General features: G+C 59.3%; 14 protein-coding genes. 10 read left to right on the top strand and 4 right to left on the bottom strand.

The features are described from left to right. Nucleotides 1–36: 36 nt before the first annotated feature. A complete protein-coding gene (locus ACR3E0_RS08640) occupies nucleotides 37–3,414 on the bottom strand; it encodes a YhdP family protein (protein ID WP_480478086.1) in 3,378 nt (1,125 codons plus the stop codon). 80 nt (nucleotides 3,415–3,494) lie between these two features. On the opposite strand from ACR3E0_RS08640, the gene ACR3E0_RS08635 reads away from it, so the two are divergent. The 6 genes from ACR3E0_RS08635 to aqpZ all read left to right on the top strand — a co-directional run bounded on the left by ACR3E0_RS08635 (nucleotide 3,495) and on the right by aqpZ (nucleotide 8,676). Further along, nucleotides 3,495–3,956 carry a peroxiredoxin gene (locus tag ACR3E0_RS08635; RefSeq protein WP_480478084.1) on the top strand — a complete coding sequence of 154 codons (462 nt, stop codon included), beginning with the start codon at nucleotides 3,495–3,497 and terminating at the stop codon, nucleotides 3,954–3,956. Nucleotides 3,957–4,019: 63 nt separating this feature from the next. Beyond that, nucleotides 4,020–4,865, top strand: coding sequence for a ferritin-like domain-containing protein (locus ACR3E0_RS08630; RefSeq protein WP_480478082.1), 846 nt, complete (start codon nucleotides 4,020–4,022; stop codon nucleotides 4,863–4,865). A gap of 176 nt (nucleotides 4,866–5,041) precedes the next feature. After that, the gene (locus ACR3E0_RS08625) at nucleotides 5,042–6,367 is read left to right on the top strand and encodes a DUF5930 domain-containing protein (protein WP_480478080.1); all 1,326 of its coding nucleotides are present in this window, start codon (nucleotides 5,042–5,044) and stop codon (nucleotides 6,365–6,367) included. Further along, the gene (locus tag ACR3E0_RS08620; protein ID WP_480478078.1) at nucleotides 6,357–6,860 is read left to right on the top strand and encodes a bactofilin family protein; all 504 of its coding nucleotides are present in this window, start codon (nucleotides 6,357–6,359) and stop codon (nucleotides 6,858–6,860) included. The genes ACR3E0_RS08625 and ACR3E0_RS08620 overlap by 11 nt, the downstream gene beginning before the upstream one ends. Nucleotides 6,861–7,009: 149 nt before the next feature. After that, nucleotides 7,010–7,819 (top strand): M90 family metallopeptidase, encoded by an 810-nt coding sequence (locus ACR3E0_RS08615; protein WP_480478076.1) that lies wholly within the window; start codon nucleotides 7,010–7,012, stop codon nucleotides 7,817–7,819. 167 nt (nucleotides 7,820–7,986) lie between these two features. After that, entirely contained in the window at nucleotides 7,987–8,676 is a 690-nt protein-coding gene (gene aqpZ, locus ACR3E0_RS08610; RefSeq protein ID WP_480478074.1) for an aquaporin Z, read from the top strand. Between the two features lie 33 nt (nucleotides 8,677–8,709). Here aqpZ and ACR3E0_RS08605 read toward each other — a convergent pair whose 3' ends face one another. Beyond that, nucleotides 8,710–9,267: a peptidylprolyl isomerase gene (locus ACR3E0_RS08605; protein ID WP_480478072.1), complete on the bottom strand. Its 558-nt coding sequence runs from the start codon at nucleotides 9,265–9,267 to the stop codon at nucleotides 8,710–8,712. Continuing rightward, entirely contained in the window at nucleotides 9,260–9,766 is a 507-nt protein-coding gene (locus tag ACR3E0_RS08600; RefSeq protein WP_480478070.1) for a peptidylprolyl isomerase, read from the bottom strand. The genes ACR3E0_RS08605 and ACR3E0_RS08600 overlap by 8 nt, the downstream gene beginning before the upstream one ends. 133 nt (nucleotides 9,767–9,899) lie before the next feature. Here ACR3E0_RS08600 and ACR3E0_RS08595 point away from each other — a divergent pair, with 133 nt between their 5' ends. Together ACR3E0_RS08595 and ACR3E0_RS08590 are read left to right on the top strand one after the other, a co-directional pair. Beyond that, nucleotides 9,900–11,090 (top strand): phosphoglycerate kinase, encoded by a 1,191-nt coding sequence (locus ACR3E0_RS08595; protein ID WP_480478068.1) that lies wholly within the window; start codon nucleotides 9,900–9,902, stop codon nucleotides 11,088–11,090. Nucleotides 11,091–11,249: 159 nt separating this feature from the next. Next, the gene (locus ACR3E0_RS08590; RefSeq protein WP_480478065.1) at nucleotides 11,250–11,549 is read left to right on the top strand and encodes an FtsB family cell division protein; all 300 of its coding nucleotides are present in this window, start codon (nucleotides 11,250–11,252) and stop codon (nucleotides 11,547–11,549) included. A gap of 250 nt (nucleotides 11,550–11,799) precedes the next feature. Here ACR3E0_RS08590 and ACR3E0_RS08585 read toward each other — a convergent pair whose 3' ends face one another. After that, nucleotides 11,800–12,006, bottom strand: a complete 207-nt coding sequence (locus ACR3E0_RS08585; RefSeq protein ID WP_171557577.1) for a ParD-like family protein — start codon at nucleotides 12,004–12,006, stop codon at nucleotides 11,800–11,802. An 86-nt stretch (nucleotides 12,007–12,092) separates the two neighbouring features. Between ACR3E0_RS08585 and map the strand changes: the two genes are divergently transcribed. Beyond that, on the top strand, nucleotides 12,093–12,947 hold the full coding sequence (gene map, locus ACR3E0_RS08580) for a type I methionyl aminopeptidase (protein ID WP_171557575.1): 855 nt from the start codon (nucleotides 12,093–12,095) through the stop codon (nucleotides 12,945–12,947). A gap of 392 nt (nucleotides 12,948–13,339) precedes the next feature. After that, entirely contained in the window at nucleotides 13,340–14,329 is a 990-nt protein-coding gene (pdhA, locus tag ACR3E0_RS08575) for a pyruvate dehydrogenase (acetyl-transferring) E1 component subunit alpha (RefSeq protein ID WP_480478063.1), read from the top strand. The last annotated feature ends 1 nt before the right edge of the window (nucleotide 14,330 follow it).

Below are 14,330 nucleotides of genomic sequence, written 5' to 3'. Positions count from 1 at the left end.
CCTTACAAGCCCACAACAGATTTGGCCAGACGCCAATCAATTGTCTCTGGGCGGGGACCCAAACGTGCGTTTTGGCTCGTCCGGTTTTTGCGGTTGCGCATTCGGTCCATCCGTGACGGTGGGTGCAGGCGCGCGCAACAAATTGCGCAGAAACAGCGGGGCAAGGCCGGACAGGGGGTTCACCGAGACCTGGGGCTGCGCCAGCGGCCCCTTCAATGTATAGTTGAACCCGATGACCCCCTCGCCCTTGCGCGTGAACATGCTGCCAATCGCATTGACCAGATAGACCGGCGAGATCGCACCGCGCAGATCGAGGATTCCGGCCACGGTGTCGATGGTTCCGTCAAACGACAACCCCATCGACGGTCCCACGGCGCTGCCACTCAGAACCTTTACGTCTGTCGGTGTGATCCGCATGCGGCTGTCTATGGACGAAAAGAAAATGCCCTGTCCGGCCATTTCATCCAGCAGCCCGACCAGGCTGATTGCGTTCAGCAACGCCGCCATCGCCGGGGCGTCCTGAATGCGCGTGTTGACGATTTTCAGGATCACGTCATAGCTTCCGGGGGCCGTCACCGGTTCCAGCTGAAGATCGAGATCGCCACCCCGGGCCTGTGTGAGCAGCCCGGCTGATCTGAGCACGGCACCCGCATCATCCGAGGTCAGACGGACAGCGCTACGCTCTCCGCGCGGGGTCAACTGCCCGCGCACCGAAGCGCCACCGTTCACTTGGGCAGAGAACGCCCCGCTGACGCCTCCGCCGGTGTTAAACCCGCCCTTGAACCCCGTCAGAGCAACGGACTCGGTGACCTGTAAACGGTCCAGCGTGACGTCGAGTTTGGGGGCGGTTGCCGCCCCTCCTCCCCCGCCACTGCTGCCTTCGCCGAACGTGGCGCGCCCGAGATTCACAACGCCACCGAGAACACGGATGTCTGGCGCAGCCGCCCCACGCCCGACAATTTCCGCCGGAACCGCCAACCAATTGCCCAGATCGAAGGAACTGAACTGCACCCGGTCCAGATCGCCGTCATCGCGGAACGAGATCGACGCGGACGCACGCAATCCCGCCGCATCCAGCCGCAGCGAGTCCACGCGCAGTTGATCCCCCAGAGTCGCCTCTGCCGTCAGCGTGCCCGTGCCATTCGGACCTTTGCGCCATCCCAGTTCAGGAATGGCAAGTGCGACACCTGTCAGATCGGAAGACGCCGACAGCTTGGGAGGTTCCCCTGCGCCGATCCCCAACTCGATGTCTGCAGTCCCTTGTCCGGTCAGCAAACCCGATGGCAGACCCGCATTGATTTCATCCATCAATCGGGGCGACAACTCAATCTGACCGGTCAACTCGCTGCGCTGCGCAGTCTTGCCATCCACCGGTTGCCGCCAGAGCGCCTGTACCGGCACCGTGCCGAACAGACCTTCCCCTTGAATTTGAACGCCGGTCTGATCCCCACTGAGGGTCAGCACATCTGCGCTGACCGGGAAGCCGGGCACCAAGCGCTCGCTCTTCAGGTTTCCCAGGCCTCCCGTGAAATGGAACTGCGTGTCTTCGTATTGCAACCCCTTGACCATGGGCAGCGACAACGTCCCGGCCAGCGAGACAGTTCCATCCGCCAGATCGACCGGTAACCCGGCTTTGGTCAGCAAGCTCAACGGGGGGCGATCCAATAGGGACAACGCGGCGGTCACACTCCCGGTTGCGGTGATCCGGGCGATGGCCGGTGCAGCTTCCTTGATTTCGGTGTCGGGAATGATGAAGGACGTGCCCGAGGCATCGACGGCGCCGCCGGCGTCAGCCATCACCACGCCGCTTTCCGCCGTGGCCGTAAATCGCCGGTCAATCAGGATGGCCTGACCCTGAGCCGCTTGGATCGGCGGCAGGGTTTTGGCAAACCGGATCTTTGCCTTGTCGAACCCGAAGTCCAAATAGACATCCGGTTCCGACCCGGGGCGCAGTCGCAAGGCAAAATCCATGTCCGACAACTCGCCCTCGTACAGGTTTTCCGTAACCCATTTCCGCGGCTTCGGGGCAAGTAATTCGGGCCAATAGTCGAGAACCTGATCAGATGTCATGCGGTCGAGATGGGCGTCCAGATCAACGGACCAGCCTTCGGGCAATCCAATCAGGTTTCCGTGAGCCCGCACCCGGTGGTCGGCATCCACAAGAGTCATCTCGCCAAGGCGTACCGAGAACGGGTTGAACTTCATCTGGAAATCCAGGTTCGCCCGCGTCAGGTTCAGCGGCTCCGGGAACAGATTGGCCGGATTCACGTTGATACCTGTCAGACGCAGCTGCGTGGCGAGACTGTCCAACACCCCGTTTTCAACCCCCTGCAGGAAGGCCTGGCCTTCGGCCTGAACCGAGCCCCACGCCGACACGACCGACACCTCGTTGAAATCGAGGGCCTGCTGCAGCGGGTCATAGGTGAAATACGTGCGGGCCGACTCGAATGGCACAGGCCGGGTCTCTGGGTTGGGCTGCACCGCACCAGACCCGAGATTGAGCGTCGCAAACAAGGGACCAACCGCGCCCTCGCCATCGATACTGCCGCGCAATGCGCCCGAGATGGGGGCTTTCAGTACCTGCAGCCAGGCAAGTGCAGGGCTTTGACCGGCGATATCTTCGGCCGGAAAATCGGTGACGGAGATGCCAAACCGGGCCTCGGGTGTTCCAAGGATACTTGTGTAGTTCGCCTCGATCGCGCTGGCGAAATCGCGCCCGGCCAGGACCGAGAACCCCGTCGCCAGGCGCACCTCGCTGGCGCTGCGGGTGGCCTGAATGTGCCCACCATCCAGCACCCAAGAGCGCCCAAGCCGCAGATCCTGGTAGTCCAGCGTAATCGCATCCAACTCGACCGACGTCAGAGCGGACAGGGCCGGAGACAGGAAGACCTCATCCGATGCCTCGATCAGCTGGGCGAGGTCGGGCGCCTCCTGCACCGGTGTACTGCCGGCGCCGACGGTCAGGGTCAAAGCGCCATCCAATCCGCGGGTCAGGGCGATCTGCGCGCCACTGAGAATGATCCGCTTGGGTCGGACATGACCGCGCAGCAAGGGACGCATGGCCAGGCTGGCCCGCATATCGGACACCTGCGCAATCTGCGCACCTGCCGCATCGCTGATGCTGACATCCGTCAGACGCAACCGCGGGCGCCATCCTTCGTGGATGATGAAACTCACATCGCCAAAGCGGATCTGCAGGCCGCCCAGCGTTTGCTCCAGTCGGTTCTCAACCCGATCCCGCAGCCAGGCCGGGGCATGCAGACGCTGGCCGATGACCATGAAACCGGTGAACAGCGCCAGAAAAATCAGCAGAACCGTCCCGCGCATCGCCCAGAGCCCGGCGGCACGACGACGAGAGCGGCGGCGCGGTGGTTTGCCCTCTGTTTCGGCACTTTCGTCTGTCTGCTGTGCCAATTTGCTATCCACGCCTTTCAACCTGCCCGCATCGCCCTATGGTATCGGGCAGTCTTTAAAAACCTTTAGCGGAGTTTCCAATGCCCGACGTTTCAGACATCGCACCCGATTTCACCCTGCCCCGGGACGGCGGCGGCGAGGTGACACTTTCGGACCTGCGCGGCAGCACCGTCGTTTTGTTTTTTTATCCCCGTGATGATACGCCGGGCTGCACCAAGGAATCCATCGGTTTCTCGGAACAACTTCAGGACTTTGCCGATGCGGGCGCTCAAGTTTTTGGCATCTCGCGTGATAGCATCGCCAAGCATGACAAATTCGTCGCGAAACACGGGCTGACGACAACCATGTTGTCCGACGAAAACTCGACCGTGTGCGAGGACTATGGTGTTTGGGTGGAAAAGAATATGTACGGGCGCAAGTCGATGGGGATCGAGCGGTCAACCTTTGTGATTGATGGCGAAGGCCGCATCGCCAATGTCTGGCGCAAGGTGAAAGTGCCTGGCCATGTTGAAGCGGTGCTGGACGCTGTAAAGGCGCTGTAACATCCTCGACCTGTGTCGCCATTCGGTTTAGGACGCGCCGAGATAACCCCAACAAGGCGGAGCATGGCCGTGCCGAAAACCCTGACCCAGATGGCGACCGAAGTCCTCAAGACAACGGACGGGCGGGAGAAAACCGCCCGTTCCAAGCGCCACGCGGCCGCATGGTTCGCAGCGCGCGCGGGTGAGGCTCCGGCGATTGAGGTCGGAACAGCAACGCCGCCCTTGAACCCGGCCCGGCCCGACAAACCTGAACTGCTGTCTCCCCGAGACGTTCCGAAACGGCGCCCGGGAACCGAAGCCGGGCGCATCGCCCTGCTGCATGCCGTTGCACATATTGAACTGAACGCAGTCGATCTGCATTGGGACATCATTGCGCGCTTTGGCCACGTGCCAATGCCCATCGGATTCTTCGATGACTGGGTCAAATGTGCAGAAGAGGAATCCCGCCATTTCGAAATGGTGTGCGATTGTCTGGAACAGATGGGCAGCCATTACGGTGCCCTGCCCGCCCATGCCGGAATGTGGCGCGCTGCAGCCGACACCGCCGAAGATTTGATGGGGCGTCTTGCTGTGGTTCCCATGGTGCTTGAGGCGCGCGGCCTCGATGTGACCCCGGGGATGATCGATATCTTTCGGAAGGCCAAAGCCGACGATGCGGTAGCGGCCCTCGAGGTGATCTATGCCGAAGAAGTCGGCCATGTCGCCTATGGCTCGAAATGGTTCCATTTCCTCTGCGGTCGCGAGAATGCAGATCCCAAGGACGTCTTTCATCAACTTGTCCGCCGCTATTTCCACGGCGCACTTAAACCACCCTTCAACGAAGAAAAACGGGCCGAGGCGGGGTTGCCCCCGGATTTCTACTGGCCGCTGACCGAAGACCTGCCTGCCCCGGGTGCGGCATCAAAATGACCCAAAGCGGGTAAATTTCGGCGATTTCTCGCCGATTACATGCAGGAAATCCCCTGTCCGTCGGTCAAATTGGTCAACAAACTTGCCCGAACGCGGATGCCCCTTTATGCAATCGGCCCAAGGGGCGGCGATCCACTCACGACCGGTCCCGATCTTGGGGATGAGAGGGAAGACGCGTGAGAACACGTCTGGCAATAAAACTTCACTCACTGCTTGAACGGCACTTTCCGGAGCGGAGGGTGTTTCTGAAATCCGACAAAGATACACGTTTTATCCGGCTCAGTTCGGAAACCCAGGTCGTGGCCGTAGCCGGTGTCGCGGTGATGCTCGGGTGGACGGCCATGTCCACTGCGATCCTGCTGATGGACAGCATCGGATCGGGCAATTTCCGGGAACAGGCCAAACGCGATCAGGCGACATATCAGGAACGTCTGAACATCCTGTCGGCCGAGCGCGACGCGCGCGCGCAGGAGGCGCTGGCCGCGCAAGACCGCTTCAATGCGGCACTTGATCAGATTTCGTCCATGCAGTCGGAATTGCTGGCCTCGGAAAACCGCCGTCGCGAGCTGGAAACCGGGATCGAGGTCATCCAGACCACCCTGCGCGCCACCATGAAGCAGCGGGAAGCAGTTCGGACTGAGTTGGCGGAGTTGCAGAAAGAGGCCGACAGCCCGGGCATGTACATGGCGGCTGCGGCGAACCCCGTGCAAATGAGCTTTATGACCGATGCGCTGGCACGCACAGCGGAAGAGCGCGATCAGATTGCTGCCGATGCACAGGACGCCCTGGAACAGCGGGATGACCTAGAACTGGAAATCCGTCTGATGCAGGAACGCAGCGACGAGATTTTCCGCCAGTTGGAAGAAGCCATGGTGATCTCGGTCGAGCCGTTGGACAAGATGTTCCGCAGCGCGGGCATGCCCACCGATCGCATCCTTGAAGAGGTCCGGCGCGGGTACAGCGGTATGGGCGGACCACTGACCCCGATCTCCTTCAGCACCCGCGGCGAGGAACTGTCCCCCGACGAAGTGCGCGCAAACACGCTGCTGAAGCAGATGGACCAGCTGAACCTGTACCGCATTGCAGCCGAGAAGGCGCCGTTTGCAAGTCCTGTGAATGCGGTCGTACGGTTTACCAGCGGTTTCGGAACGCGGCGCGACCCCAAAACCGGGGGCCGTCGTATGCACAATGGTGCGGATTTTGCCGGTGCACAGGGCACGGATATCTTTGCAACCGCAGACGGTGTTGTGACTCATGCCGGCTGGCAATCGGGGTTTGGACGCCTTGTAAAAATCCAGCATGCCTTCGGGATTGAGACACTTTACGCTCATAACACCAAGATCAACGTAAAGGTTGGCCAAAGGGTCTCGCGCGGGGATCATATTGCTGATATGGGTAGCACCGGACGGTCCACCGGCACGCATCTTCACTATGAGGTACGCGTGAACGGAAAACCTGTAAACCCAATGACTTACATCAAGGCTGCGAGAAATGTTTTCTAAGAGCAAAATCAACGAACCCGCATCCAAGGAAGCTGAAGCGGCAAAACCTGCCGCGCCGGCGACCCCAGCGGCCCCCGCCCCCACCGAGACCAAGGCTGCAAGCACACCGCCAAAGCCCAAGCCGCCTGCGTCTGTCCTGTCCTCGGATCTGCACATCACCGGCAATCTCAAGACCACCGGCGACATTCAGGTCGAAGGCACCGTCGAAGGTGACATCCGGGCTCATCTGCTGACCATTGGCGAAACCGCCACGATCAAAGGCGAAGTGACCGCTGACGACGTGGTCGTCAATGGCCGCATCGTTGGCCGTGTGCGCGGTCTGAAGGTCCGCCTGACCTCAACCGCGCGGGTGGAAGGCGACATCATTCACAAGACCATCGCCATCGAAAGCGGCGCGCATTTCGAAGGCTCGGTCCAGCGTCAGGACGATCCCCTGAACCCGGGCCGCAGCGGCAAACCGGGTGCCAACCCGGCGGCGGAAGTCAAACAGTAACGAGGCATCTGTCAACACGACGGAACGAACGCCGCAGGAGACCCTGCGGCGTTGTTTTTTTTGGAGCCGGTGCTTTTGTACCCCATGCCGCGCGCACATGGTTTGGATTTCAATTCCCTGACCGGTTCGTTGTGGATAGGATTGTTGGCATGCTGATCTTTTTCTTAATTCTGGCGCTGACCGCGGGTGTGCTGGGCTATCTCTACTGGTCCAGAAAACAGGCCCGCGAAACCCTTCTGGCCACACCGCTTTCCGACCATCAGCGTCACTCCATCGAGACCGAAGTGCCTCTGATCAAAAAGCTTCCAGCAGAGTTGCGCAGAAAACTGGAAGGCAAAATGAACCTGTTTCTAAAGCAGGTCCGGTTTTTTGGCTGCGACGGGCTGGAAGTGACCGAGGACATGCAACTGTCCATCGCGGCGCAGGCCTGTCTGCTCGTGGCAAACAATGACATGTGGTACGACAATCTGACGACCATCCTGATCTACCCCAACGCGTTCAAATCCCGTCAAAGCAGACGCAGCGGTTACGTCGTGACGGAAAAGGAAATCGTGCGCACGGGCGAGAGCTGGGACCGCGGGCCTGTGATTTTGTCCTGGGCGCACAGTAAACTGGGCGCGATGAACGATCACGACGGTCAGAACGTTGTTTTCCACGAATTTGCGCATCAGATCGATGACCTGTCAGGCGGCACCAATGGTGTTCCGGTATTGAACCCGGATCAGAGCTATGACGAATGGGAACATGTTTTTCTGACGGCCTATGAAACGCATGTACACGCCGTGGAAACCGGGCAGAGAACCGTCATTGACCCGTACGGCGCGGAAGGCCACGAGGAGTTCTTTGCGGTGTCCGTCGAGGTGTTTTTCGAAAAACCGGGCAGTTTGAAGGACAGTGTGCCAGAGGTTTATGACCAGCTGTCAAAGCTGTTCCAACTGGACCCCGTTACCTGGAACTGACACATCAGGAGCTTCGGCAACCACGTTGTCTACTCCAGGTGCGGTGCGAACAAAACCAAGCGCCATTTGGGCAGAACTCAGCTAAAAAAACTACCGTTTTCTCTGAAATTTCACAAAAAGTACAATTTGTATTAAGATCAAACCCATTGATTTTAGGAGGCGATTTCATGTCCAAGAAACTAATGGCAGAGTTTTTCGGGACCTTCTGGCTGGTCCTCGGCGGCTGCGGCAGTGCTGTGCTGGCGGCGGGTGTGGCTGATGTTGGGATCGGTTGGCTGGGTGTTTCACTGGCCTTTGGCCTGACCGTTCTGACCATGGCTTTTGCCGTGGGTCACATCTCGGGCGGGCATTTCAACCCTGCAGTCAGCCTGGGTCTGATGATTGGCGGACGTTTCCCGGCCAAGGACCTGTTGCCCTACTGGGTTGCGCAGGTGATCGGAGCAATTGCAGCTGCGGCGGTTCTGTACCTCATCGTCAGTGGTGCGCCCGGTTTTGCCGGTGTCGGAAGCTTTGCGACCAACGGATACGGAGAGGCATCGCCCGGAGGTTATTCGATGATGTCGGCTCTGGTGATTGAAATCGTGATGACCGCGTTCTTCATCCTGATTATTCTGGGTGCAACGTCGGCGAAGGCCCCTGCCGGCTTTGCCCCAATCGCCATCGGCCTGGGGCTAACACTGATCCATCTGGTGTCTATCCCGGTGACCAACACCTCGGTCAACCCGGCCCGGTCTACGGGCGTGGCCCTGTTTGCCGACGGTCCTGCCCTTGCCCAGCTCTGGCTGTTCTGGGTCGCGCCTCTGATCGGTGGCGCGGTCGGCGCCCTGATCTGGAAGGCGATGGCTTCGGACGAGTAGGCCCGGCACGCGCTCTGGCGCCGGGCTTGGGGGTTACTCTGTCACGGTCACCTTCTTCATGATGTCCGGCTGGCCAATGACCGCGCCGTTCTGGCCTTCGCCGCGCTTGATCGCGTCGACAATGTCCATACCCTCGGTGACCTGACCGACAACCGTGTACTGGCCGTCCAGAAACGGTCCGGGCTCGAACATGATGAAGAATTGCGAGTTCGCGCTGTCCGGGTTCTGGGACCGCGCCATGCCAACCACGCCCCGGTCAAAGGTGATGTCCGAGAATTCCGCCGGCAGGTCCGGACGATTGGAACCGCCGCGACCCGCATAACCGGCATTGAACTTCTCATTGGCCTGATTGCCATATTCAACATCGCCGGTCTGGGCCATGAATCCGTCGATCACACGGTGAAACACGACGCCATCATACTGACCTTCGCCAGCCAGTGCCGAGATTTGTTCGACATGTTTTGGCGCGACATCCTCGAACAGATCGATGGTGATGATGCCGTTGGCCCCTTCACCCTCAACCTCGATTTGCAGACCGGTCGCCAACGCGGGGCTTGCCAACAGGGCAAATGCGGCAGCAAGTTTATGCATCTGCGGCCACCTTGACGCTGATCATCCGATCCGGGCTTGCAGGCGGCTCGCCCCGGACGATTGCGTCCACATGTTCCATTCCATCAATCACGCGACCATAGACCGTGTACTGGCCATTCAGAAAATGGTTGTCCTTGAAATTGATAAAAAACTGCGAGTTCGCCGAGTCCGGGTTTTGCGAGCGCGCGGCCCCCAGGGTGCCCCGGTCATGCGGCAGTTTCGAGAATTCGGCCGGAACGTTGGGCAAGGACGATCCGCCGGTGCCGGCCATACGCAGGTTGAACCCGTCTTCCATATCGCCGTGCTGCACGTCCCCGGTCTGGGCCATGAACCCGTCAATTACCCGGTGAAACGCCACGTTGTCATACTCGCCCCCACGGGCCAGTTCCTTCATCCGCGCACTGTGCTGGGGGGCAATGTCCGGCAGCAGTTCAATGACGACGTTGCCGTCCTTCAGCTCGATGATGATCGTGTTTTCGGGATCGTTGATCTCGGCCATGAGGCCCTCCTGTCGATTTGTCTTGGCCAAATACCTATGCCGCAGCCGCGTGAATGCCAAGTGACGCATTGACGTGACGACAAAATGCAGGAAAAGAACCGCCTAAACCGGATTCAAACACAAGGATCGCGCGATGGGCTGGAAAACGCTGGACGACATGGAGCTGAACGGCAAACGGGTGCTTGTGCGCGTTGACATCAACGTGCCCGTCGTGGACGGCACCGTGACCGACGCAACCCGCATTCAACGGATCGTTCCGACCATACGCGACATCCTGACGGCGGGCGGGAAACCGATCCTGCTCGCACATTTCGGACGCCCGGGCGGCGAGCGGCGCGAGGGCCTGTCGCTGAAACAGCTTGTTCCGACGCTGGAGGCAGCGTTTGGCGCCAAGGTCCTGTTTGCCGCCGACTGCGTGGGCACCGAGGCCGAGCTGGCCGCCCAGGAACTGCAGCCGGGCCAGGTTCTGTTGCTGGAGAACACCCGCTTTCATGCCGCCGAGACAAAGAATGACCCGGACCTGGCCGCCGGAATGGCCCATCTGGGCGACATCTACTGCAACGATGCCTTTTCCGCCGCGCACCGCGCCCACAGTTCGACCGAAGCCATCGCCCGCCTGCTGCCAGCCTGTGCGGGCCGTCTGATGCAGGCCGAGTTGGAAGCTCTGGAAGGCGCGCTTAGCGCGCCCAAGCGTCCGGTGACGGCGGTGGTTGGCGGGGCCAAGGTGTCGACCAAGCTGGAATTGCTGGGCAACCTGATCGAAAAGGTCGACTATCTGGTGATCGGCGGTGGGATGGCGAATACGTTCCTTGTGGCCAAGGGTGTCAACGTCGGCAAGTCGCTGGCTGAAACCGCGATGAAAGACACAGCCGCCGATATTCTCGCCAAGGCAGACAAGAGCGGATGCAAAATCGTTCTTCCGCGCGACATCGTTGTTGCGGAAAAATTCGAGGCCAATGCACCCCACGAGATGCTCGCCGTTGATCAGTGCACCGATGACGGCATGATCCTTGATGCGGGGCCCGAAAGCGTCGCGGAAATCACGGATGTTTTTGCCAATAGCCGGACCCTGATCTGGAATGGTCCGCTGGGCGCCTTCGAGCTAGAGCCATTTGATGCCGCCACCAATGCCGCCGCGCTCAAAGCGGCGGCGCTGACCCGGTCCGGGCAATTGATTTCGGTCGCAGGCGGGGGCGACACGGTTGCGGCTCTTAACGCATCCGGCGCGGCGCGGGACTTTTCCTATATCTCGACCGCGGGTGGCGCCTTTCTGGAGTGGATGGAGGGCAAGACATTGCCCGGTGTTGCCGCGCTGGAGCATTAACCTGCACCGTTCAGGTTCTCGTCGCTGAAACCGAAAGACTCACGTCGACGCTTTTTGCGAATCGGGGGATTCACATCGCGAATCACCTGTGACATAGTGCGGCCAGATGCCCGCAAAGGGCACGTTTCTTGAGGCAAGTTTCATACGGCGGTAAACAGAGTGTCCCGTTCCAACAGGCCCGGTCTGGGCGCAGTGGTCTTTTTCTCGGTGGCATTCATGCTGGGTGTCTATTTCACCTTTGCCGCCGTGCAGGGGGATTATGGGCTGTTCAGACGGGTTGAGATCGCGGCGGAACGGGATGCTCTGTCACGCGACCTGGCCCGACTGGAGGTCGAGATTGCCCAGATGGAAAACCTGACCCGCCGCCTGTCCGATACCTTCCTGGACCTCGACTTGCTGGACCAGCAGGCACGGTCGGTTCTGGGCATGATCCGCGCGGACGAGATCGTCATCCGCTAGCTGGGCCGATGGCAGAGATCTCAGGCCTTTTCTCATATCTTTCAGATCGGTATTCCCGACCGGATGTGGAACGTCGCTAATTCCTGCCTCTCGATGCGAAGTTTCCTGAATCAAAACGGCACTGCCCGCCATGCAATGTTGGCCCAAACGTTAAGCGTTTCTGACCCAAACCGTCCGTTCGCTGCGCCATACTCGAATAGGTAAGCTGCGGGACAAAGGGTGAATTCGCTGCGGTTGCGCTAAGGTCGGGTTATGCTGCATCTACCTCTGGCACCTTCACGTCAGCTTCCTTGAGCTGTCGTGCGATAATCTCATTGAAGGTGAGATCGGCGTTTATTTCAGCCAGCATTCCGACTTTTATCCAGAATTCAGCCTGAGCATTGATCGACCGGCACATGACAGTGCTGGCCTTGCGGATATCTTCGTGCAGTCCGTCGCCAATCTTCACGATGCCCATTGAAGCGCCTCCAAATTGGAAATATACGAAACATATACGATTCGTATAGAGTATGATCTATACCGAGTATAGAGGCGGAATTTTAGATGGACAGCTATATCAACGTCCCTGTCGCGCCTGCTGCGAAAGACGCCCGCAGAACAGAACGCATCAAGCTCTACGGCCCGGATGCCTTCGAGGGGATGCGTCGCGCTGGTACATTGACGGCCGCTTGTCTGGATGGCGTGGCTGATTTGGTCCGCCCCGGTCTGCCACTCTCTGAGATCAACACATTTGTGTTGGATTTCGCTTCCGCTCACGATGCGTTACCGGCAACTCTTGGCTACAAGGGTTACAAATACGCGTGCTGCACGTCAGTGAATCATGTGGTGTGCCACGGTTTTCCTAACGAAAAGACGTTGCGCGACGGCGACATCGTCAACGTGGATGTGACGCTGATACGTAACGGATGGTATGGCGACTCCAGCCGGATGTATGTGGCGGGCAAGCCGAAGCGGGCGGCAGAGCGCCTGATCCAAATCGCATATGAGGCGATGATGCGCGGGATCGAGATCGTGCGCCCTGGTGCGCGATTGGGCGACATCGGCCATGCCATTCAATCCTACGCTCGGTCAGAGCGTTGTTCGGTTGTCCGAGACTTTTGCGGCCACGGCATCGGTCAGGTTTTCCACGACTCTCCAAACATCCTGAATTTCGGCAAGGCTGGCGAAGGGTTAGAGTTGCGCGAAGGCATGATCTTCACCGTTGAACCGATGATCAATCTAGGGCGCTGCGAAGTGAAGATGCTCGCCGATGACTGGACTGCTGTGACCCGCGATAAATCCCTGTCCGCTCAGTTCGAGCATTCGATTGGCGTGACAGCCGATGGGTTTGAAATTTTTACCGGGTCGGCCTCGGGTCGTCATGCGCCAGGCATCCGGATTGACTCATCGACGACATAGCCTCCATTCCAACAGAATGCAGCATCCGTCACTTCGGGCTCTTTCTGCATCATCGCTGCTATCTGCATCAAGGTCAGCTCTGATTGATTTTCGAGATTTTGGGTCAATCTTTGGCGTGAAGGTCAGAGACCACTGATCTTCCGCATCAGCACTTTTTCGATTCTGCGCTTGTTTTCATTGCAAAGGATTTTTCGGCCTGGTGCGCCATCTGATGTTGAGCGTTCACCCCGCCCTTGGTCGCACTATGACGGTTGGGTCAGGTTTGTGTGACGTTCAACACCGGAACCCGCAGGTCCGGCTCTGCGTCACATTTGCTCTCGCCAGATCGGCCCAAATGCTTTAAGAGATAGTTTAACGCTAAACTATCTGTCCGGAAGGGGGAGATCGCCACGATGGCTGCGCGAAAAACCACAAAGAAACCAAACGTTTCTGCGGAAGAGCTGAAAACCTACTACCGCGAAATGCTCCTGATCCGCCGATTCGAGGAAAAGGCCGGTCAGCTTTATGGGATGGGTTTGATCGGCGGTTTCTGCCACCTCTATATCGGGCAGGAGGCTGTTGTTGTCGGGCTCGAGGCCGCAACCGAGGAAGGCGACAAGCGCGTGACCTCATATCGCGATCACGGCCATATGCTGGCCTGTGGCATGAACCCGGACGGCGTCATGGCAGAGCTTACCGGACGCGAGGGCGGCTATTCCAAGGGGAAAGGCGGCTCGATGCACATGTTCTCGAAGGAAAAGCACTTTTATGGCGGGCATGGTATCGTGGGCGCTCAGGTGCCGATCGGGGCCGGGCTCGCATTTGCGGACAAGTATAAAGGCAACGACCGCGTTACCTTTACGTATTTCGGCGATGGGGCCGCGAACCAGGGTCAGGTCGCGGAGACTTATAACATGGCCGAGCTCTGGCAGCTGCCGGTGGTGTTTGTGATCGAAAACAACCAATACGCCATGGGCACCTCCGTCAAACGCGCCACCAAGAGCCCCGATTTCTGGGAACGCGGTGCCGCCTATGGCATCGCCGGCCAGGAAGTCGATGGCATGGATGTTCTGGCCGTCAAAGCGGCGGGTGAAACCGCCGTCGCCCACTGCCGGGCCGGCAAGGGGCCGTACATTCTGGAAATCCGCACCTACCGCTATCGCGGTCACTCAATGTCTGACCCGGCCAAGTATCGAACCCGGGAAGAGGTGCAGAAAGTCCGCGAACAGAGCGATCCGATCGATCACGTGCGCGAACTGCTTCTGACGGGAAAACATGCGACCGAGGATGATCTGAAGGCCATCGACAAGGAAATCAAGGAAGTCGTGAACCAGGCCGCCGAATTCTCGAAAGAAAGCCCCGAGCCGTCACTGGACGAGCTCTGGACCGATATCTACGCCTGAG

This window comes from Ruegeria sp. AJ12 (assembly GCF_056536245.1).
This window is presented reverse-complemented; position numbering and strand designations above follow the sequence as displayed.

What these genes read in the sequence shown, in the direction of transcription:
- ACR3E0_RS08635 (WP_480478084.1), top strand. Translation starts at nt 3,495, where the DNA reads ATGCCCGACGTTTCAGACATCGCACCCGATTTCACCCTGCCCCGGGAC.
- ACR3E0_RS08630 (WP_480478082.1), top strand. Translation starts at nt 4,020, where the DNA reads ATGGCCGTGCCGAAAACCCTGACCCAGATGGCGACCGAAGTCCTCAAG.
- ACR3E0_RS08620 (WP_480478078.1), top strand. Translation starts at nt 6,357, where the DNA reads ATGTTTTCTAAGAGCAAAATCAACGAACCCGCATCCAAGGAAGCTGAA.
- ACR3E0_RS08615 (WP_480478076.1), top strand. Translation starts at nt 7,010, where the DNA reads ATGCTGATCTTTTTCTTAATTCTGGCGCTGACCGCGGGTGTGCTGGGC.
- aqpZ (WP_480478074.1), top strand. Translation starts at nt 7,987, where the DNA reads ATGTCCAAGAAACTAATGGCAGAGTTTTTCGGGACCTTCTGGCTGGTC.
- ACR3E0_RS08605 (WP_480478072.1), bottom strand. Translation starts at nt 9,267, where the DNA reads ATGCATAAACTTGCTGCCGCATTTGCCCTGTTGGCAAGCCCCGCGTTG.
- ACR3E0_RS08600 (WP_480478070.1), bottom strand. Translation starts at nt 9,766, where the DNA reads ATGGCCGAGATCAACGATCCCGAAAACACGATCATCATCGAGCTGAAG.
- ACR3E0_RS08595 (WP_480478068.1), top strand. Translation starts at nt 9,900, where the DNA reads ATGGGCTGGAAAACGCTGGACGACATGGAGCTGAACGGCAAACGGGTG.
- ACR3E0_RS08585 (WP_171557577.1), bottom strand. Translation starts at nt 12,006, where the DNA reads ATGGGCATCGTGAAGATTGGCGACGGACTGCACGAAGATATCCGCAAG.
- map (WP_171557575.1), top strand. Translation starts at nt 12,093, where the DNA reads ATGGACAGCTATATCAACGTCCCTGTCGCGCCTGCTGCGAAAGACGCC.
- pdhA (WP_480478063.1), top strand. Translation starts at nt 13,340, where the DNA reads ATGGCTGCGCGAAAAACCACAAAGAAACCAAACGTTTCTGCGGAAGAG.